General features: G+C 56.1%; 17 protein-coding genes and 1 pseudogene. 8 read left to right on the top strand and 10 right to left on the bottom strand.

The window, feature by feature from the left end; genetic code table 11:
* Positions 1-44 precede the first annotated feature (44 nt).
* From OB905_14055 to OB905_14045, 3 genes are all read left to right on the top strand, one after another.
* Positions 45-1745: a DUF2254 domain-containing protein gene (locus tag OB905_14055; protein MCU4927088.1), complete on the top strand. Its 1701-nt coding sequence runs from the start codon at positions 45-47 to the stop codon at positions 1743-1745.
* Positions 1742-1975, top strand: a complete 234-nt coding sequence (locus tag OB905_14050; GenBank protein ID MCU4927087.1) for a hypothetical protein — start codon at positions 1742-1744, stop codon at positions 1973-1975. Before OB905_14055 ends, OB905_14050 begins: the two co-directional genes overlap by 4 nt.
* A 1429-nt stretch (positions 1976-3404) precedes the next feature.
* Complete coding sequence (locus tag OB905_14045; GenBank protein MCU4927086.1) at positions 3405-4796, top strand: AAA family ATPase; 1392 nt, start codon at positions 3405-3407, stop codon at positions 4794-4796.
* Positions 4797-5244: 448 nt separating this feature from the next.
* On the opposite strand, the gene OB905_14040 is transcribed toward OB905_14045, so the two are convergent.
* The 4 genes and pseudogenes from OB905_14040 to OB905_14025 form a co-directional block, all read right to left on the bottom strand.
* Complete coding sequence (locus tag OB905_14040) at positions 5245-5568, bottom strand: hypothetical protein (protein ID MCU4927085.1); 324 nt, start codon at positions 5566-5568, stop codon at positions 5245-5247.
* 65 nt (positions 5569-5633) lie between these two features.
* Positions 5634-6173: a hypothetical protein gene (locus OB905_14035; GenBank protein ID MCU4927084.1), complete on the bottom strand. Its 540-nt coding sequence runs from the start codon at positions 6171-6173 to the stop codon at positions 5634-5636.
* Between the two features lie 131 nt (positions 6174-6304).
* A complete protein-coding gene (locus OB905_14030) occupies positions 6305-7231 on the bottom strand; it encodes an ImmA/IrrE family metallo-endopeptidase (GenBank protein MCU4927083.1) in 927 nt (308 codons plus the stop codon).
* An 83-nt stretch (positions 7232-7314) separates the two neighbouring features.
* Positions 7315-7617, bottom strand: a pseudogene (locus tag OB905_14025) (hypothetical protein).
* A 327-nt stretch (positions 7618-7944) separates the two neighbouring features.
* Between OB905_14025 and OB905_14020 the strand changes: the two are divergent.
* The 3 genes from OB905_14020 to OB905_14010 all read left to right on the top strand — a co-directional run bounded on the left by OB905_14020 (position 7945) and on the right by OB905_14010 (position 12759).
* Positions 7945-8784, top strand: a complete 840-nt coding sequence (locus OB905_14020) for a hypothetical protein (GenBank protein ID MCU4927082.1) — start codon at positions 7945-7947, stop codon at positions 8782-8784.
* A gap of 99 nt (positions 8785-8883) precedes the next feature.
* Positions 8884-10317, top strand: a complete 1434-nt coding sequence (locus OB905_14015) for a ribonuclease H-like domain-containing protein (GenBank protein ID MCU4927081.1) — start codon at positions 8884-8886, stop codon at positions 10315-10317.
* Between the two features lie 3 nt (positions 10318-10320).
* Entirely contained in the window at positions 10321-12759 is a 2439-nt protein-coding gene (locus tag OB905_14010; protein MCU4927080.1) for a DEAD/DEAH box helicase, read from the top strand.
* A 248-nt stretch (positions 12760-13007) separates the two neighbouring features.
* On the opposite strand, the gene OB905_14005 is transcribed toward OB905_14010, so the two are convergent.
* From OB905_14005 to OB905_13980, 6 genes are all read right to left on the bottom strand, one after another.
* The gene (locus OB905_14005) at positions 13008-13703 is read right to left on the bottom strand and encodes a nucleotidyltransferase family protein (protein ID MCU4927079.1); all 696 of its coding nucleotides are present in this window, start codon (positions 13701-13703) and stop codon (positions 13008-13010) included.
* On the bottom strand, positions 13700-14371 hold the full coding sequence (locus OB905_14000) for a helix-turn-helix domain containing protein (protein MCU4927078.1): 672 nt from the start codon (positions 14369-14371) through the stop codon (positions 13700-13702). Before OB905_14000 ends, OB905_14005 begins: the two co-directional genes overlap by 4 nt.
* Positions 14372-14411: 40 nt before the next feature.
* On the bottom strand, positions 14412-14690 hold the full coding sequence (locus OB905_13995) for a hypothetical protein (GenBank protein ID MCU4927077.1): 279 nt from the start codon (positions 14688-14690) through the stop codon (positions 14412-14414).
* 19 nt (positions 14691-14709) lie between these two features.
* Entirely contained in the window at positions 14710-15114 is a 405-nt protein-coding gene (locus tag OB905_13990) for a DUF6166 domain-containing protein (protein MCU4927076.1), read from the bottom strand.
* Positions 15115-15288: 174 nt separating this feature from the next.
* Positions 15289-15654, bottom strand: a complete 366-nt coding sequence (locus tag OB905_13985; GenBank protein ID MCU4927075.1) for a hypothetical protein — start codon at positions 15652-15654, stop codon at positions 15289-15291.
* A 12-nt stretch (positions 15655-15666) separates the two neighbouring features.
* A complete protein-coding gene (locus OB905_13980; protein MCU4927074.1) occupies positions 15667-16158 on the bottom strand; it encodes a hypothetical protein in 492 nt (163 codons plus the stop codon).
* A 379-nt stretch (positions 16159-16537) separates the two neighbouring features.
* Here OB905_13980 and OB905_13975 point away from each other — a divergent pair, with 379 nt between their 5' ends.
* The gene (locus OB905_13975; GenBank protein MCU4927073.1) at positions 16538-18163 is read left to right on the top strand and encodes a metallophosphoesterase; all 1626 of its coding nucleotides are present in this window, start codon (positions 16538-16540) and stop codon (positions 18161-18163) included.
* A partial coding sequence (locus OB905_13970) for an SMC family ATPase (GenBank protein MCU4927072.1) occupies positions 18163-20870 on the top strand: 2708 nt, incomplete at its 3' end. The genes OB905_13975 and OB905_13970, both read left to right, overlap by 1 nt.

Here is a 20870-nt window from a genome sequence, read left to right as displayed (position 1 = left end):
GCCTGTATGAGAACGAGTGTATGAATGATCGGAATTGGGGAGGAATGCTCCTGACATGGGCTCACCCTCTCATAGTTCGATATGCCCTCCTTGCACTAACTACGGCTGCGGTGTTCGCGACGCTGGCTGCTCTCCTCAACCCCGCTGTCGAAAGCGAGAATATCAGAGCATTGCTGACCACCTTGGCGACGGCAGAAGCCTCAGTTCTGGCAATCGTATTCTCCGTGACCGTCGTCGCCCTGCAACTCGTTGTAACGCGGTATTCAGCCCGCCTCACCTCGCTGTTCGTCAAGGAGCCGTTGTTCCGCACGACGTTCGTGCTCTTCGTTGGCGCCATCGCGTTCAACCTCCTCGTCGTATATCTGCTCCCGGTACAGAACAGCCGCCTAATGAACGCAGCCGTCGGGATCGCATTTGCGCTTGCTGCCGTCTCAACGTTTGCGCTCTACCAATTCATCCAGTTGATGATCCAGCGCAGTTCTCCCGACGATCTCATCTCGGTGTTGGTTGAGCGGGAACTCGCACCGGACGAATACCTTCCAGCGACGGCTACGGCGTTCACCGAAATCGAGGTACATCCAATTCGGCCACTGTACCGAACGATTGCTCGAGCCATCGAGCTGGGCGAATACCAAACCGCAGAACAAGGGATCGACGGACTTCGGACGGTTCTCACCCGGACGTTCGGGTACCTCGAGGGTGAGCACTCCGAGGAAGACGCCGCCCAGTACGCATCGGCCGTTTCGACCGAGGTTCTCACGGAGTATGTCCCGCCGATCTTGGAGCAGGCATACACTCACGAGCAATACGATCTGATTTCGGATGCTGTCGACGATGTCGAGGCGGTCGCTGTCGACGGGCTCGACCGCGGCTTTACTGACATCGCCAAGGACACTGCTGAGGGACTCGGAGACGCGTTCGATGCGGCGCCCCTGACATGGGAGGGAAACCGCCTTCGAAGTCCGGTCAAAGAGTCACTGCTCGAACTAACGAAAGCCACAGCAAGCGACGCCGATAATTCGACATTTCGAGCGGTCTTCCATCCACTGAATTTCCAAATGAAGCTCCTCTTGCGACGCCGGCCGGATTCGAACGTGACTCACCACGTCGTTGGAGACTACTACAGCCGAGAAATCGTCGAAATATTCGAAGCTCTTGTCGACCGGTACGGCCCCGCTGTACAAGATCAGAACATCAATTGGATTTCCCCAACTGAGGGACGGAAGTGGACGCTTCCTGATGAAGCGGAACCTCTCCGGCACTGTTGGCGTGAATACGCCAGCTTCACAGAGACGGTTCTGCGGTATCGCGTCTCGGAAGAGGAGTACCCGTTTGTGGAGGGGTCAATCGACGACGGCTGGAAGCGGATCACGCAGTGCGCTGCTGATGCTGGTATCGACAATCTGGCAACGCTCTGCAGTATGACGACGATTCAGCTCGCGTATCGCGTTGACCAGCTCGAGGACGGCCGTCTCGGGATGTGGACGAACAATCTCGGACGTCTCCGACTGGACTACGATCCGGCCATCGTCGATAGGGCATTCGAACTCCTGAAGGCGGGCGAACAGCCGGAGGGGCAAAACATCTCGGTCCGGACCGTTGACCCGTCGTCGACAGATACAGATGAGGGATTCATTGAACGGTTCCTTAGCACTGAAGAGGAAGACACGCCATTCGAGGAGTGGCTCGTCGAGTTCGAGGAAGAGGTCCACAAACGAACGGAATACCTTCGAGAGCGAGAATGACGGACCATCAGTTCGAGGAGGGTAACCGTGTCCGAATCGATATACCTGATGAGACGGATCCGGACTACAACCGGTTCCACGGGCGACACGGCGAAATCGTCGCTCTCTTCGATGACGACGCCGGCGCGTTTACGAAGTACGTCGGGAAAGTCGCTGGCAAAGACGATTTCAAGATTAGAGGGATCGAAGTCCGGCAGCGATCAACCCCGCCGTTCATCGAGGACGTTTAGCGGTCCTGTCCCGAACGGTTCGATGCGACCCGGTCGCCGGAAGCAGTGCTCGACTGTCTCCAGGACGCCATCAGACGACTCCACGCTGGAACAGTGCCAGTCAAGGAACTCGTCGAACGGAATCGTGTCTCCAAACCACTCGAAGGTTACAGCCAGAACACGCAGAACGTGCGGCGCTGAAACGAGCCCACGATCAAGACCTCGCTGTCCATCCAAGACAGGACATCGAGTACGTGGTCGTCGACGACGAGAAGGCCTCGCAAGAGCGGGGTGCGCTGGCCCACGAAGAGATTGATTCGTACGATCCATCATACTACGAGACGGAGCCCGTCAGAGCGATCGAGAGCATACTGTTTCCCCTTGACTGGAATCAGAACGACATCCGACGTGAGCTCAATGGAACATGTGTAGTCGGTATCACGGACTGGGCCTTACGAACCCCCTCCCCCCTTTTTCGAGTTGTAAACTCGTGACGACGGGGAGGGGGTGAACAGGAAGAGGGACTGCAAAACAGCCGATTATGGCATATACACGCGATAGAAGACCTGAACATCCCCTTCTATAACTTACAACTAGGAATGCGAAAGTTTATATTGAGCGTTATCTAACCATATCCGTATTAGAGACAAAAGAAAGGATTCTTCTATCTCAGTTAAAAGATTAAAATCTCTAGGTATAGAGATTTCCCTAATTTCGCACATGGTTCCGATCCCGGGAATTACCACGTTTCATCACCTCTACGTCCTATTTTGTGAATTCCATTCTCACTCCATGGCGTCTGGAGTGGTCTGTACCCGGCGACTTACAACTCGAAAAAGGGGGGAGGGGGTAGAATGATCGAGTACACCACACGAACTTCACCAACCATCGTATTTGTAAACCGGTATTACTCTCATTCGTGAACTGCTCCTACGAGCGTTGCCCTTTCACGACAATTCTGGCGCTTACTACTCGAAAACGGAGGGTGTGGGATACACCGTTTCACCCTAAGCATCATTCGCAAAATTCAGACGATACTGATTTGTTTCTATACTCTGTGCGACTCACTGTTACTTACAACTCGAAAATGGGGTGGGTGGGAGAATCGAACCAGGTGTGATGACGCTCCTCGAAGTCTTACAACTCGAAAACAGGGGGTCTGGGTCATCGAGGGAGTTCGACGATAGAGATTCCTGGCGATCCCTTACAACTCGAAAACGGAGGGTGTTAGATGCCGAAGACGGTATCTGACTCGTTTCGGGAATACACGGCTGTAGTTGTTAGATAGCCTGTTTTCATCCGGTTACAACTCCACAAGGGTCCACATTTTTATACCCAGAGTTCGAGGGGGTTCATAATGGGACGAAAGGGACGTAGAGCAGGTTCGAATCATCCAGAAGGTGAAAAGGATCGCAAATCCTCCTCTGCTGCTCCTGATAATCCCGAGTCGATGGGTGAGGAGATAGATACGTCACAGTCGACGTTTGAGGATAGCTCGGAACTCGCCGATTCTTCTCAAGAGGCAACAAACGGTGGTGGCATCTCAATCCGGGATCGACTACAAACTGAGTCGTCTGGGGGGGTCTTCGCGAACAAAGACCTCGTTCGATCAGATACCATCATCGACGAGGATCGTATCGTCGGTCGTGATGACCAACTGGGCCGTGTCGTCGACAATCTGAAACCCGTGCTCCAGAACGAAGGCATCCCAGATATGCTTCTGAGTGGTCCCTCTGGAACTGGGAAGTCGCTCATCATTCATGCAGTCTGCAAACAGATCGTCGAACTGTGTGAATCTCAAGGCAAGACCTTCGGGGTCATTTCAATCAATTGCGAGGGGCCGAAGACTGCAGATCGGGCTGTCTATCGGTTAGTTAAAGCTGCTGCCGACGATCTCGGCGTTGATCCTGGTGTTCCCCAAACCGGAGTCTCAACGGATCAGAAGCTGGAGCGACTGTACGAACTGATGCGCGAGTACTACGACGGTGTCATCTTCATTCTCGATGAAATCGATATGCTCGAGGGACCGTATCAGGAAGCAGAGTACAATTCTCTCATCTACCAGCTTTCACGGGCTCGAAAACTCGCCGATTTTGATGGGCCGATCTCACTCACGACTATCACGAATTACGCCGATTTCATGAAGGACCTCAACAGCCGCGCACAGAGTTCTTACAACCCTGACGATATCTTCTTCGACGATTACGATGCGAACCAACTCCGTAGTATTCTCCACAACCGACGAGACGCCTTCAAGCCAGACTCACTCACAGATGACGTCGTTCCGCTTGTTGCTGCGTTCGGATCCCAAACGCATGGAGATGCACGGAAAGCAATTGATCTCCTCAGATGGGCTGGCGAATTAGCCGAGCGGCGTGGAGCTGACACTGTTACCGAGACTGATGTCCGTGAAGCCCAGGAGAAATACACCGAAAATCGCAAACTACGCCATATCAGCGGGATATCCACTCAAAAGAAACTCTCCATCTACGCTGTGGCGGCTACTGCCCACTACGCAAGAGAACATCCTGAGTGGATACCTGCTGGACCTACGTTCAAGACGTACCAATTCATTGCTGATACGATGGATTCGGATCAGTACAGTCGCGAGACGTTCGTAAATCACGTCACAGAGCAGAGTACGTACGGGGTATTGGACTCCGAGCGTCGAGGCAAGGGGCGAGGCAGAGGAGTGCATATGTATTTCTCCCTCTCCGAGGACCCGGAAACGATTATGGAGACGATTCGTGAGGATTCCCGGTTCGAAGATCTAGCCCACGAAGAGGCGACTATCAGCGCGGTTGTCCGCGAACGGCTGAAGCAGTTCCGGAGCAAGAACTAATCTCGCTCAGATTCTCCCTGCACTTACTACTCGAAAACGGGGGGTGTTCGCGGCCCGGGTGATGCTTACAGCTCGAAAATGGGGGATGTCATTTGTCGGGGTGTCTCGTTACTACTCGAAAACGGGGGGTGGGTGACCTTAGAGATACGACGTTCTATAGCATGTTGATGTGCTGTCTCCTCTCCCTCTCCGATTTACAGCTCGAAAATGGGGGGTGGATCTCACGATTTTTAATCGTCGTCGGTCTCCTCGATGAGGACGTCGTGGAGAAACCTCCTGCCGTTCGGGGACTTCTGGTATTAAGAGCTTCTCAATCACGGCACCCCTGGTGGTAGACCATTCACACTGAGGGGTGTCGGTAAACCGATCCCATTCACACTCTGGGGGGTGTCGTCTGCTGAGGGTTCAATGGTGCTGAAACAAACCTTCGGCTCTGGTTCAATCTCGTCTACTCGTCGGGACTGACGGGGCCTTTATATTGAGATCGGATTTTTTCTCCGTCTCGCCACTGCCAGTAGTAGTAGCGATTGTCATTGATTTCCTTTATCGTGATCGTCGCCTTTGCAGGGACGTCGTCTGGAAGGTCTTCGGGGCGGTCATCGACCTCCTCATCCTCTTCTTTTTCAGCTAGTCGTGCTTCTCGCTCGCGATGTTCGGCAAGCTCCTCGGCGAATCGAGCGATTTGCCGAAGCACCTCTGGAGATTGTTCCTCGAGCTTCGAAGCGATGTCAGGTGGGACTTCGCGAGGTGGGTCTGGTGGAGAGTATGACATGGGTCACGGCTCCGTTAACCAACATTGTTGGCCGATATCTTAGAACTGTTGGTTAAATCTCTCATCTACTGGATCGAGAACTCCTCCATAATCGCCGCCGTGGCTTCGAGTTCTTGTCGTCGATCCTCTCGTTCTTCAATCTCTTGGTCCAACTCATGAATTTCCGCTGCAAGTTGTTCGACCACATCCATCGTCTTCGGGAGACGGCCATCGGGACGAGGCACGTTCCCACTCCGAATTTCGAGATCGGTTCGCCGTAGATGTTTACACCCACCGCTTGGATTCCGCTTCATGAAATCTGGACACGTACACGTCTTACTCGCGACGTCGACCTCGTAGATGTTTCCTGACTCCGCTTGCACCTCATAGATTCCTCCCTTCTGCAGCAACGAGACATCCATCTCTTCGGTTCGAGCTCGTTTTGTGCGGGGCTCGAGTTCCTCCTGACACGGGTCTTCGCCAATAGGGGGTTGCTGGAGAGCTTCAGCAGTTGTCGAAGCTGCTGGAGTCGATGCTATAACTCCACCATCTGTTGAATACACTCGCTCATCGTGTTCTGTTTCGTCTTCGTTCTGTATCTCGACGATGTCAGTTCGTTCGGTCATGATTTCAGCTGAATCGACGTGACGAGTTCGCGCACGCCGTCGCCCTTCGACGGCGTGAAAAACCGTTTATACCGCACTTGGAACTCAATTAGCTCTGACTGTGAGTACTGCTTCAGAGGTTGTCGGAATCGTCACTCCTCGAGTGACCCAATTATCTCCTGAGCGGTGGAACTGATTCGGCCGAGGCGCTCTTGAATCACCTCCGAGTCATCGCCCTGCCACGCAGCGAGATAGAACGCAGATCCGCTCGTGTCGAGTCCGAAATACCGACCGAAAATGTACGCGACGGCTTCTGCTTCGACTTCTCGTTTTGCCCGTTCGGGTTCATTCTCGATATCGAAGTGGAGCAGCGCGTGGGCGTACTCGTGAATCAACGTGACGGCGAGGTCTGCTAGGTTCGATCGGGCTCTCGCTTCGACGACTGGCTGGAGGTCGTGTAGGCTCCGGTACTTACAGACCCCCTTCGCGTCGCCATGGTCCCAGTCGTCAGCATCGACGATGCGTACCTTCACACCGAGTTCATCAGCTGCCCCTTTGAGCGCTGGCACCAGGTCGTCGGCGTCGCCCATCGCTGCAGTCTCCAGTTCGGGAAGCGGCTCTCCTTCCGTTTGGGACACGTCGAAGACTGGCGCTGGTTTGAACCCGACGAGTCCTTTCGACCATTCATCCGGCGACGTCTCGTTGTACTCACAGCCGATTTTCTCGTGGTAGCTGGGCGAATTCTCACACTCGGGACATCGCTTGGTGATGATCGGAGCCCAGATCCAGATGGCCTGTTCGCCTTCCTGGACATGCCGATCGAAGTCGTTTCGCCATGTGTTGTAGCCAGCAACCTTCGTTGCCTCTGGATACTGCAGTTTGATGAGGAGCGTATTTCGGTGCGAATAGTCGTGGAAGCGACTCTGGATGTCTAACCACTCCTGAAATTCCTCACTTGCTTGTGCATCGTCGACGCGGTCGACGAGGTCGTCGATCCACTCTTCGATGGTACTGTGCATCTCGTCGTGTCGGGTGTCGGTCTCCTCGAACGAGACCGACGAATCACTACTCGTAGCCATGGTTTTCAGGACTTGAATTATCGCAATTGCGCCGATTCAGATCGCGCCGCACCCCTTCGGGGCGCAAAAAACAGTGCTATCTGGCGGAGGGCTTGTTTCTTCTCCGCAAAGCCGAGCGTGGTGAGGTATTCGAGAAATGCGTCGAACTGCTCGACGTCGCTGGGCACGTCAGTCGCAAGGTACCGTGTCCATTCGATGGTCTACTGGAACGTGGGATCGGATTCGTTCTTGCCGTGGATGTACCACTGCTGAGCCGCTTTAAAAGCGATGAGTAGGTTCGTCGGTGGCTGTTCACCGGCGATCCCAACCGCGATCGATTCAATCTCTTCGGGCACTTCGCTGGGATTTACCACCCCTGACTGTGTGTTTGCGATATCGGCTGGAATCTTCCCGGTCGAGACACCAGTCGCACGCTGTCACTGACTCACGGAAAATCACCATCTTGGAGAACTCGATTTAGAGCCTTCGCCTCTCTGGGGGCGCGAAAAACCACTCGTAGCGGAACAGCGGCAGGTGTGGGGTGCCACCCTACAAACCATGCTTGATACGTTCGAAGAGGGGTACTGATGCAATTACTGTGCGTGTGATTGTAGGGGATCAAGTTGAGGACTTCGTACTTAAATGAAATGTTGGTAATTTTACCCAAATCGACAGACTGCGTCCGATTTTGGAAAATAGGGAACCCTATGGGGTATGCGGGAGTAATTTGTCATATGGCTGGCGACCGGACGCACTCGACACCACTCACCGAGATTGCTCGCCACCAGTTAGCGCTGTTCGAGTCAATATCGGAAGATGACAGAGAGCGAATCATCCCCTTCAGCACTCTGGAGACCCAGCACTACTGCGAGCAGAAAGCACAGTTTGAGCGTGCTGAAATCCCGAATGAGGAATCCCTCCCAGAGCGACTTATCCGTGCACAGGAACAACATAACGAACTGATCGAAACGACGGGGACCACCGATAATGAGTACACACTCGCGGACGCCTGGGACGATATTCAGGCAGGCGATGTCTCATTGATCTACTTCCCACTCGCTCATGAGATCGTGAACATGATTTTGGTGGGGCGGCCGACCTTTCTTCGGTTCGTAGATAGTCAACCGGTTCAACTGACGCTCGTTCGTGGCGTAACCAAAGACCGGTATCTTGACCAGCTCTTCCCGAATGAGAGATTCCTCTTATGGTGTCACGGAAACCTACTAGATCGAATTGGATTCGATGTCTCAGACCTCTCTACCCGCTATCTCAAATACCCGCAGTCCAAATTCAACGCCGTCGAGGTGAGCAGAGCACAACTCCTGCTCGCAGCCGAAGACGGCGACGATATTGCGGTCAAACTCAACGAGAAGTCAACACTCCACCCGAACATCCGCCAACATACGCTTGCTTACGAACGGGACATTCAGCAGGGTAGGCAACTCCGTGCATATGCAGCCTTTTGGCGTGACGGCGGCGAGCCGTCCGGTGCCAATCACTGGAAGAAGTGTGTTAGCTGTCGCTTCCGCTCTGGGTGTGACCTCGCGCTGGCCCAAGGAGAAGAACGGGGGTAACCTATTCATGGACAAGCTTATCATCGAACTTGACGCGCAGCCGAACCCAGAACTACCACGGACGAGAACCGTGCGGAACAGTCGATCCGGTGGCAAATCATGATCGGGTTGACGGTCTTGCCGGAGGTGACAATGCAGCGCTGTAGAGGGAACCAGCTCCAAGATATCGTCCGCTACTTCGATTCCGATGTCGTCTTCACCCCTCACCGAATCCACGAGCCGTTCCTAAGGGCTGAACTCGGGGACTCTGTACGGGTGATGACCCAACCGCTCAACTCCGGCAAACCGCTCGAAATAGCAAGAACAAATGACACCCAGTTGGTCTGGATTTCTACCCCCGGAGATCTCGAGACCGTCATTCAAAATACGAACCCAAAGAAAGGGTGTTCAGAGATATTCCTCCTCTCGGATCAGCTCGCTGTTTCCGTCGACCTCATCGATTTAGAGGCGCGACTTGACGGCCTTACAGAGTACCGGGCGGTGCTCGCTGAGCATGATGCCGTAGGCGAATTCACACACCTCACGATTGAAGCAAATCCGGAATATCGTGCGGAGTGGCAGAGCGTTGATGTCCAGGGCGTTATGCCTGGAGCGAATAAACAGCAAGGAACCATCCATGCCGGTCTCGCACACTTCGAACTCCAACCCGACGGCGTTGTCGGCGGGAAAACCAGAAAGCTGGAGCAATTCGGGCTGCAAGCCGTCGACCAGATCGGTGAATCACGGGTAGAGACGCTCTACCAGGCAGGCATTCACTCACGGCAAGACCTCTCGACATCGTCGGTCCACGAGATCTCGAAACTCTCCGGGTTGGGCCAAGCAACTGCCCGGACGGCCATCGAATCCGCACAGGTGATCGAGCAAGGCGAGGTGCGGAAGGCACCGGGCGCAAGCCTGCCAAAGAGCGACCCGATTTTTATTGATATCGAAACCGATGGACTCAATCCCACAATTGTCTGGCTCATCGGTGTCTACCTTCCAGCCCAGAACGACCGATACATGCCGTTCATCGAGACTGATCCATCAAAACCAGAGGTGGCGCTTGAAGCATTTCTGTCGTGGCTCGCTGAATTCGGGCGAGATCAGCCTATTGTGGCCTACAACGGCTGGAACTTTGATTTCCCCGTGATCAACGAACATATCGCGGACCATTGCCCCAGATACCTCGACTTCTGGGAAAGTACGTACCGGTTCGATCTCTACGATTGGGCGGTTAGAGAGAACAACGCGACACTACCTGGGTTGACGAATAAACTGGAGGATGTCGCGGAGGCGCTCGGCTGGGAACCACTCGATACCGGTCTGACTGGTGCTGAAGTCGCCCGATTGTTCCAACGCTATGCTGCAAACCCCTGCCCGGCTACCGAGTTAGATTGGGAGCGACACAAACGATACTGCGAAGACGATGTCCGGGCGTTAGCGCACATTTATCACAAAATCAATGATTCGACCAACCGAATGACCTCAAACAGTAGCGGAACTCGTTCGTCGAATAGGAACTCCACGTCCCAAGGAACCCTTAGCGATTTCTAATTCATGAGCCAAAACCCAACTCCGTCGCTTGACGCAGTCCTGAATATCGAAACACTCGAAGAGACCTTCCCCAACTACAAGGGGCAACTCGTCGACACAATAGCGGACCCACCACGAGCAGCAAACACAGTCCCAGCTACAGACGTGTTACCGGATGGGCTTGCAGACCACCTTGAAAATGACCTCTACAGCCATCAGGCTGAGGCGATTCGAGAGCTGCAAGCGGGCAATAATGCGACCGTCGCGACCTCCACCGCTTCGGGGAAAACCTGGATCTACACGATCTATTTCTGTCTCCTGAAGATTCAAAACCCGGACGCTCGCGCCCTTTTCCTGTATCCGACGAAAGCACTGAGCGCGGATCAAGAACGAGCAGTCAACGACCTGTTCAACCAGCTTGATATCGACGCTATCGCTGAAACCTACGATGGCGATACGAAGCAGGATCGGAAGAAACTCATCAGAGACCGCGTCGATGTTGTTATTTCGAACTTCGCAGGCATCAACCAGTATCTCGACTCCCACATGAAGTGGCGTGACGTCTTCCAGAACTGTGAACTCATGGCTATCGACGAGTGTCACACCTATACCGGAGTTCACGGGATGCACGTTGCATGGGTTATTCGTCGGCTCCGACGCCTGCTCGATCACTACGGTTCTGATCCGCAGCTGGTTTGTTCAACTGCTACGATCGGTAACCCTCGGGAACACTCCGAGCATCTGACCGGGGCCGAGTTCCAAGTTATCGACGAGGATGGTAGTCCTCACGGCCGTCGAGAGATCGGTTTCTGGCAGCCTCCGATCCAGGAGACGGACGAGTTAGTCAGCGAGTTGGATGAGGACGAGATTCTCCCCTCAATGCGAGAGAACGCAGATGATGAAGCTGCAGGTGCTTTGGTGCACTTGGCGAAAAATGATGTCCAGACGCTGATGTTCACCGACTCGCGCCAAGGCACGGAGATTGGCGTCAAGCGCGCCATCGAAGCCGCCCGGGACCATCCAGATGGGAAATATATCGACGTCGCACCGTACCACGCTGGGCTCAGCAAACAAAAGCGACGCGCCGTTGAGAATCAGTTGAACGGTGGTCAGGTTGACGGGGTAATCTCGACCAGTGCGCTGGAACTGGGAATCGATATCGGGTCAATGGATGCGACAGTACTCGCTGGCTATCCCGGCACCCGGCAATCATTCTGGCAGCGTATCGGCCGTGCGGGCCGGGGTACAACCGACTCACTGTCCGTGTTTGTTCCCCAATCAGACGCCATCGACCAGTATATTCTAAACAATCCCGACTACGTGCTTGAAGAGAACGTGGAGGATGCCGTCATCGATCTCTCGAATAACCCGGTGTACGCTAAGCACATCCTCTGTGCCGCATCTGAACGCCCCCTCACTGAATCGGACACCGAGTGGTTCGGCCCACGGGATCGGCTTGCACGAGCGATCGACATGTGGCAGGCTGCCGGGCAGATGGTTGGAGACCTGGACCGGGGTGCCCAGTACAACGGGACCGCCCGCCCACAGAGTGGAATTTCGCTGTACGCGACCACTGACGAGCAATACGATGTGAGGCAGGTGGACGGAGAGATCGACATGGAGCCCCTCGACAAAGAGCGTGTGTACCGAGAGTATCATCCCGGCGCGTTGGTGCTGTATGACGGGGACCAGTACGAAGTTCAGGAAGTCGTCGAGGACCGCATCAACCCGTACGTCACCGTCGAACGCTCGAATTCCACGAACTATACCCAGGCGATCCATGACAAACAGATCACCGACTTGGACGTTGAGCGATCATATGACCTAGACGGCGGCTATCAACTCTGTGCCGGCATGGGAACGGTGCATATCAATTACACTGCCTACAACGTCATCGACATGCACACTGGTGAAGTCGTCGAACCGCTGATTCCCATTGATCTTGATCCGATTTCCCTCCGCACGCAGCTCATGTGGATCGCATTCCCCCAGGAGATCGTTACTCGAGTGCTGCGCGAGATTCCGCGAAGCTCCTATCTTCAACCGGATGAGGGCGCAGAGTTCGCATCGATGGGTGAAGAAGAATACACTGTAGTTGGTGGGCTCCACGGTGGCGAGCATGGTATGATCAAGATGGCACCGCTGGAACTCCGGTTAGACAACAGCGACATGGGGGGACTGTCCACGCTTCGTCATCACGAAGTCGGAGCTCCGGTGTGGTTCATTCATGATGCGATCGAGGGCGGTGTCGGGTTCGCACACAGTGTCTACGAACACTTCCAGGCGGTCGCCCTGCGGACTGTTGAGCGCATTGATGGCTGTGACTGCGGGCGCGACGTTGGCTGTCCCGCATGCTTGATGAGCAGCCAGTGTGGAAATCAGAACGAGCCGCTTCATCGGCCAGCAGCGGTCAGCCTTCTCCGTGCTGCGCTTGAACAAGTTGAGGATGCAACTACCAACTAAATACGCGTACGCCGTGGTCTTTGTGAATTGTCACGATACCGGCGTTGATGAGGCGCGTGTTTGGGGCTCGAGACGCTGTTCCGGTGTCAGACCACCCGATTCAGATTGATCCGGAAAATCACTCACTGGTGTTCGCCTCCGCGCAATTAAGACGACGACAAACAGCACATGCTCATTCCCTGTCCGCCTCAACTTCGGCGATGTCCACTCACAAATATCGTCGCTGTTGCTGTCGCGGTGAGTGCAGTTTACTTCTGTTGCCGTCTGAGGAACTCGAGGAGCGTCTCGATGTCCTCAGCGTTGGCCGAGGATTGACCGAACATACTCTTGAAACGGTGATCTAACCCACCCTCTTCGATGAACGTTTGGGCGTCACTGAGCTGCTCACGAAGGGCATCAGCATCTCCACGATGCAGATGCGTCTCAACTATGTCAAGGTCGATTAAAGGAATCGCAGCAAGGACGTCAGCGAGATCCGTTTTTCGGCCACTATGGAGCTTGGCGGCAACGAGAACTTCTCCGTCAGCTGCTCGCGCCGTTGTCGACTGGGTCCCGCCTGAAATCGTCGTCGGGGAACTGTGCTCGCGAAGATAGTCGAACGACCACTCTGCTTCGGTCTGTCGGCAGCCGAGGCCGTTCACAAGGATGTCTACGCCGACCGGGTGAGGAAGCCCTTCGGTGCGCTCGAAGAGTTCGATTTCACGATTATAGATCGTCTCTTCCGGGGGAACTTCGAGATCAGCCTGTCGTTTGAAGCCGCGCGCTTCGAGAAAGGCAACGACTCCGTCGTAGTCGTCCGGGGCGATGACTATGTCGAGATCGGTCGAGAACCGCGTCTCGAACTGACTGATCGCGTATCCACCAACGAGGACGAACCCGATATCAGACTGCTCCAGTTCTTCGAGCACTTCGATGAGTGCTTCACTGCGGTCTTCTTGACTCATGTTCTGGCTGGCTCCATCCGGTAGGCCGCGTCAGTTTCGACGTCGTCGTACATCCGACCGAGCATGTCGAGTGCCGACTCGAAGGTCGCGTAGTACTCGTTTGCGAACGTCACGGTTTCCTGAAGCGGGATTACGGGCCGTCCGTCGACCATCTGGGGCTCGATCTGTGACCGCGGCTCCAGAACGACCTGGATGGCGCCATCGAGGTCTTCAGCGGGCTGGCGCTCCTCCGCAGCCGGGATTCCGAACCGATCGAAGAACTCCATCCAGGCGTCGAGATCGGACTCGTAGACGGCGATGAACAGCGGATAGTCCTCTGGGTCGCGAGCGACTTGGTAGCCACCGCGGGTCCAGACGTAGACCGCATCGATCGCAGTGTAAGCATACTCCATCCCCGCGAACTGTGGGAGGACATACGCCTCTGAAATTGCCGGTGGTGAGATGTCTGCTGATGCCGTCAGGAACTCGAGACCGGCGTCTCGGATTGTCTGATCGACGAGCTGGAGGCCATCATCGTACGCGACGTATCCCGCCTCCTCGATACGGTTCACGACGCGGCGGATTGTCTCTCGGTTCTCGTCGATCTTCCGCGCGACGCCCGAGATGGAATCGCCCGGGTCGAGCGCGAGGATGACCTTGAGTTCCTTCTCACCGCACACTTCGTACATCCTATGGTTACACAATTCTGTGCAACACTCAAAAGGATTACTAATTATGTGGGTCTGCTGGCTGGATCTGGCGAGCGTCTTCGGCGAGATCGTGGATGTACTTGCGGAGGGCTTCCATGTCCTCGCGGGCCTCTTCCAGTGTTTTCGCCTTTACTTTGGCTGTGAGTTTGTCCTGATCACGGGTCCCAGTGCCGCGAGTGAGCTTCACGGTGAGTGAGACGCCGACGTCACTCCGTTCGACGTACTCGCTTGGTACCTGTCGATCACTGCTTTGCGTCGATTCTGCGTTTGTACGAGGGTGCTGGGTGTGTTTTGACATGGATTGCTCTCTGTAGTCGTTAGTTGACGGACGGTGCGACCGGTTCATGGATTGTCTCGCGAAGTGTTGCGTCGATCTCGTGCCCTGTGAGTCGCCAGCAGCCGTCGGCTCCTGTACACTCCAACTGGCTCGCCACCTCGGTCTTGAAGGACATGTACTCCGCAAGTGCCACCCCCGCATCGTCGGTGTGATCGAGCAGAAGGGCGAGCGCGAGTTGTGCCGGGCCACTGCCCGTATATCCCCATTCAAATCCTGAGAGGCTGTGGTTCGCCAGTTCGAGACTCCGATCGGGTGTGAGCAGTTCCTGGTCGGGCCGTTTCTCGACAATGGCGCGACCTCGATGACGGTAGCCGACGTAGACGACATCGCAGTCACTTCTTTGATGTCTTTGTTGGAGCGACTGTGAGTCGGTGGTTCTATTCATTAGTCTGTTTGGAGGTACTCGTTTGAGCACCCCCGCACCCCTCAGGGGGCGAAAAACTTGCTGCGGTCGCTGAGTTGCAGAGGGCCTTGTATGTATTAACCAACAGTTTCGACCTCAGTCGGCTAGACGTTGGTTAACGCGTGATCGCTGGACGCTGTACTCGGACAGAAATCCTCAGCGTTCAGCGCCGTAGACGATTGCCGAGGGGCTTTCGTAGCCGCAGTCTCGACACTCGAACCACCGTTGTACCTTGGCGCCGTCAGCACTCTTCTGGCCGACAACGATGTTGTCATTCAGGCATTCGGGACATATGAGGCGGGGATTTGGACGTTTTCGGAGTTCATCACGAAGTGCATCGACCTCCTTCGTCTCGACGCCCCGCGACCACACTGGATAGTCGTCGACAAGGATCACCGCACGCCACTTGTAAACATACGAGTCGGGTGCTCGATGGAGGACTGCACGGGCGTTGGTTTCGGTATTCCGGTACTTGAGGCTCGGGACTCGGCTCTCTCGGGTCCATTTTGGGATTGGGGGCATCTCTGGGGCTCTTTAGAAGTGGACGTCCGCCGGAACGATCCAGAGGTCGTCACTCTCGTCGACGATGCGATCCAGCTGGCCTCGGTGGCGAATCCCGCAACCGTGTTCGTCGTACAGGAAAATCGAGGGACCGTCGTAGGCACCGACTTGATGGAAGGCATGCCGGGCGAAGTTCTCATCACGCATTATCTCATCATCGCTAAGCTCGTCGAGCGCCTCCTGTACTCGATTAAGATTCCGCTGGAACTCGCTCTTCGTCGCGTCCCAACCGCGCTCCAGGAGTTCCTGGCCTTGGTCAGAGTCTACGCGCGCTGCAACTGGGAGGTCGCCCCAACGGGCTTTCCCTGCCACCGTCGTGCCTTCTTGATCGAACGTGACGAAGTAGTCGAATACGGCGCCAGCGTGCGGATCGGCTCCAACCAGCCGATCGAACACTGCTTTGCCGGTGGCCACTGCGTCGTCTCGCGTCGATTCCTCTATCAGGGTGTAAATGACCATATGCATCGGTTTTCACCGTCGTCTGCCGACGCACGCGACTGCACACTGCGTCACTACGTGATGCGCCGGCACCCATCGCCGGCGCTCGAAAAACCTCTTCTCGCGGCAGTCGATTTTCAGGACTCGGCTGCTCTTTCAACAGTCATGATCAGGTCCCCAGCCTCGTAGTCCGCTTCGAAGTTGACTGCAAACACATCTGATTCTCCAGTGTCTATTCTGACACCAATTCAAGATTCGAACTTTAGACTATGTACCAATTGACAACGTTCACTTTCACTTTGGTTACAGGAGGATTAAGTATCTCTCTTGTAACTGGTAGCCTATGTTGCAGTTCGATAGTTTCGTACGATCCGACTGATCCAGTCGCTGCCTCTATTATCCAATCATGAATTACCGTTTACTCCACGCGGCCGACGTACACCTCGGTCACCGGCAGTACAACGTCAAAAAACGACAGGGCGACATGTTCCTCACGTTCCGGAAGACACTGCAAGAGGGCGTCAATAAACACGAGGTCGACGCCATCCTCATCCCGGGTGACCTGTTCCACTCGCGAGACCTGCGCCCGAGTATCCTCGAAAGCGCTGAGAAGGCCTTCGAGGTCGTCCCTGACGATATCCCCGTGTTGGTCTCGCCCGGGAACCACGACCAGAACCTCAATCGGCGAGCGATGACGTGGCTCGAGTACCTCCACCAGCGCGACGTGATCACACTCCTCCAACCGGACTTCGAAGGCGTTAGTGGCGGCGAACGGCCCGTCGAAGACCTCTTCCCCTCCCTGGCATCTGCAGAGGAAAATGTGGGGACCGGGGTCGACGGAACGGTTCCCGGATACGTCGATCTCGATGTCCCGGCCTTTGATGCCCCTGTCCGGGTGTTCGGATTGGAGTATCGGGGCGGGTACATCGATACGGCACTCGATCAGGCACGCACCGCCATTGAGGCGGTGAACAACCGGGCCGGCGAGCCGGCACACACTGTGCTGATGGCGCACTTTGGTGTCGTCGACGAGGTCCCGGATCTCGGTGCGTCCGTTCGATACACCACGCTCCAGCAGTTCGAGGGATTGGTGGATTACCTCGCGCTCGGGCACATCCACAAGCCGTACGAGGGGCCTGCCGACGAACCGTGGTTCTTCAATCCCGGCTCGCTCGAAGCTCACGACACGCAGGAGGCACGCTGGAACCTCGGGTACTACGTGACCGACATCGAGCGGGACAGTATCGAGCCACACCACCACACTAGCAAGCGACGACCGTTCTACTCGTACGACTGGGACGTGGACGGCTATGAGTCCTGGGCCAATCTCGCCGAGGCGTTCGACGAAGCGGTCGCCGATGAACAATCTGACGTGGTGGACTTCTGCTCAGCCGAGGAGTACGCGACGAGCGACGGAACCCCGCGTGCCCCAGTGATTGACTTCCGCATCCAAGGTCATCTGGAATTCGATCGACGCGACCTCGACGTGGATGCCCTAGAGTCTAAAATTGTCGACACAACCAACCCGATCCACGTCCAGACGAAGGTGAGTGTCACTACGGCCGAGATCCTTGACCTCGTCGAAGGGCTGGACGAAGACGCCGTGTTCACCGATACGGGGACGCTCAGGACGGAGGTACTGGAAGGAGAAGTGTTCACAACTGTCGCCGAGCAGACCCCGTACGCCGAGGATCCGGAAGCGACTGCGGAGGTGCTAGCTCGCGCGAAGGAATTGGTCATCGAGGAAGGCGCGAGTGGCGAGTCAGTCGCTGACTACCTCCAGCGGCGCCGTCAGGAAGTGTTCGCGGATGGCGTCGGTGCCGTCGACCCCGAGTTCGACGACGTAGCGGACCGGGCAGATGCGGGCGGGGTTGACGCGGAAACGTTCGCGGCTGTCCAGGCGGGTGAGAATGTCGACCCCGTCGAGGCCGCCCAGCGGGCGACCACTTCGGACACGGACGGCGACCCCGACCACGAGGGTGAGGACGTGACAGCCGACACTCCAATGGCGGCTGAGAGAGGTGAGGACTAATGCGGTTGACCGATGTTCGGCTCGAACGGATCAAGAGCTACGACGACAAGACAACTGTCGGACTCGGCGAGGGTGTGACGGCAATCCTCGGTGAGAATGGGGCCGGTAAATCGACTGTTGCCGAGGCGGTCGGGTGGGCGTTATTCGACTCACTACCATACAATCAAGACGAGTTCGTCCGAGAGGGGGAATCATCGGGGACAGTCTGGGTGAGATTCGAGATGGACGGACGGACGTACACGGTCCAGAGGGGAACGAGTGGGACCTACTCCGTAGTCGACGAGACCGCCGACGCGGAACTTGAGCTCGGCAAGAAGGAAGAAGTCGTCGACTGGCTCAGGAGAACGTTCGGGCTAGACGGTGAAGGTGACGTCGATTTATCGACACTCTGGGAAAACTGCATAGGAGTGCCACAGACGCAGTTCCTCTCGGACTTCCGGGCAAGGAAGGGGATACGGAAAAAGCAGTTCGATCCGCTACTTGGTATCGATGTCTACGAACAGGCGTGGAGTACCCAGAGCACACACAACTTGAAACAGCCAGTCGATGAACTGGAGTCCCGCAAGCAGACTACAAAGGAGCGGATTAGCAGGCTCGAGGGGGTCGTTGAGGATCTCCCAGAGCAGCGGGAGGCCGTCGACGAACAGGAGACGGAAGTCGAGAAACTCGGCGACGAACTCGAAGGGGTCCGGTCGAAGCTTGCTGACGCGAAGGAGGAGTTCTCGGAATTGGACGATCTGAAACAACGTCGGGACGAACTCGATCGAACCATCGAGAGCGCCGAGAGTCGGGTCGAGGGGAATCTCGGGCAACTCGATACGGCCCGAACTGATCTTCAAGACGCCCGGATGGCTGCCAAAGTCGTCGATGAGACTGCCGACTCCCACCGGCGGTTCCGCGAGGCGGACGAACGACTCTCGGAGTTACGTGAGCGGGAAGCGGAGCGTGATGATCTCGAAGCAGAACTGGAGAAGGCCGTCGATAGCTACCGCGAGGCTAAGCGTGAGTACGAAGATCTTCATGACCGAGCTGAGGCCGCGCGGGAGGCCGATGACAGCATGGCCGAGCTTGAAGCGTCCCACGAGCGATACGAGGAACTTGACCAGAAAATAGAGGAGGCACGAGATGCAGCCGAGCGGATCGAGGAAATCGACGTACGAATCACGGAGATCGACGACACGAATTTCCCCGAGGCCGAAGCGAAAGTTTCCGAGCAGCGTGATCACATTTCGGAACTCGAGAACAGACGGTCGTTCGCCGAAGAGGCACCAGAACTCGACTCGATGCGCGCCGATATGGAGGCGACCATCGAGACACGGCAGGCCGAAATAGAGGACCTGACAGACCAGCGTGATCGTCTGATTGCTGTTGATTTCGACAGGGATAGCGACGGCGGTTACCACGAGCACGAGGAGGGAGAAACCTGTCCGACCTGCGACCGGCCGCTGGACGCCGACACCCGAGACAGAATCGTCGAGACGATTGAGGAACAAATCACAGAGGCGGAAGCCGAGATTGCCGCTGCCGAGGCTCGACTGCCGGCTGTCCGGGCAGGGCTCGACGCGGCGAAGAAGGCTCAGCAGGCAGTCGCTGGGCTCGATGCGGCGCGAGATCGGCTCGCCGAGTTGGAGGATGCCGTCGACGAACTCGAGGCAGAACGCGGGTCCCTTACTGACGAGCGGGCTAAGCTAGAACCACTTGCGGACCAGTTGGACGAGCTTTGTGCCGAACGGGACGAAATCGAGGACGATCATGAGGCCTACGAACGGGCTCAGTTCGAGTACGAGAACAAACGCGAGGCGATTGATCAGATTGAGGACGCCCGTGAAGAGCTGTACCGGACTTCCTGGGAAGCTGCCCGGCTGGAGCGACGACTGGCGACGGAATTCGGTGACCTCAACGAACAGATTGCCGAGCAACGGGAGATCAAAGACGAGACCGAGGACGCACACGATCGCTACGTCCGGAATGAAGCGGAGGCCGAGCGCGTGGACGACCGTCTCGAACGGGTTATCGAGCTATACAAGGACATCGAAGCCGCGGAACGAGAACGCAGAGCAGCCGAAAGTGAACTGACGCGGGTCAAGGCTGAGTTCGACGCCGATCGGCACGCCGAACTGGACGACCGAGTTGACTGCCTCGATAGCCGCGAGACACAGCTCGACACGAGACTTGACGAGGCACGGGAGACTCTCGACGAACTCCGTAGCGAACTCCAGCGGCTCGAAACAGTTGCCGAGCAGCTGGAGCGGTGGAAGGAGACGCACGTGCAGTTGGAGCGGGATATCAAGTTCGCCAAGACGGTCCGCAATGGCGTTCGGGACGCCGGACCGAAGATGCGCGAACTGATCGCCAGTCGGATCGGCGAACGCGCTAACCAGATCTACCAGACGCTTCGGGGGACCGGTCGTGAGAGCCTGACATGGGACGAGACCTACCAAATCGTCGTTCAGGACGGCAGTCAGCACAAGCCGTTCGGAAACCTTTCGGGAGGTGAGAAAATGGCCGCTGCGCTGGCGGTGCGACTGGCGATCATGGAGCGGGTTAGCCCGCTCGACATCGCCTTCCTCGATGAACCAACTGCCAACCTCGACAGCGAGAAGAAGAATAATCTCGTCCGGCAACTGGAACGGCTCGACGTGTTCGAGCAGCTCTGCGTCATCTCTCACGACGATACGTTCGAGTCGATGACGGAGTACACGGTTAA

Source organism: Halobacteria archaeon AArc-dxtr1, from assembly GCA_025517425.1.
GTDB lineage: Archaea > Halobacteriota > Halobacteria > Halobacteriales > Natrialbaceae > Halostagnicola.
This window is presented reverse-complemented; position numbering and strand designations above follow the sequence as displayed.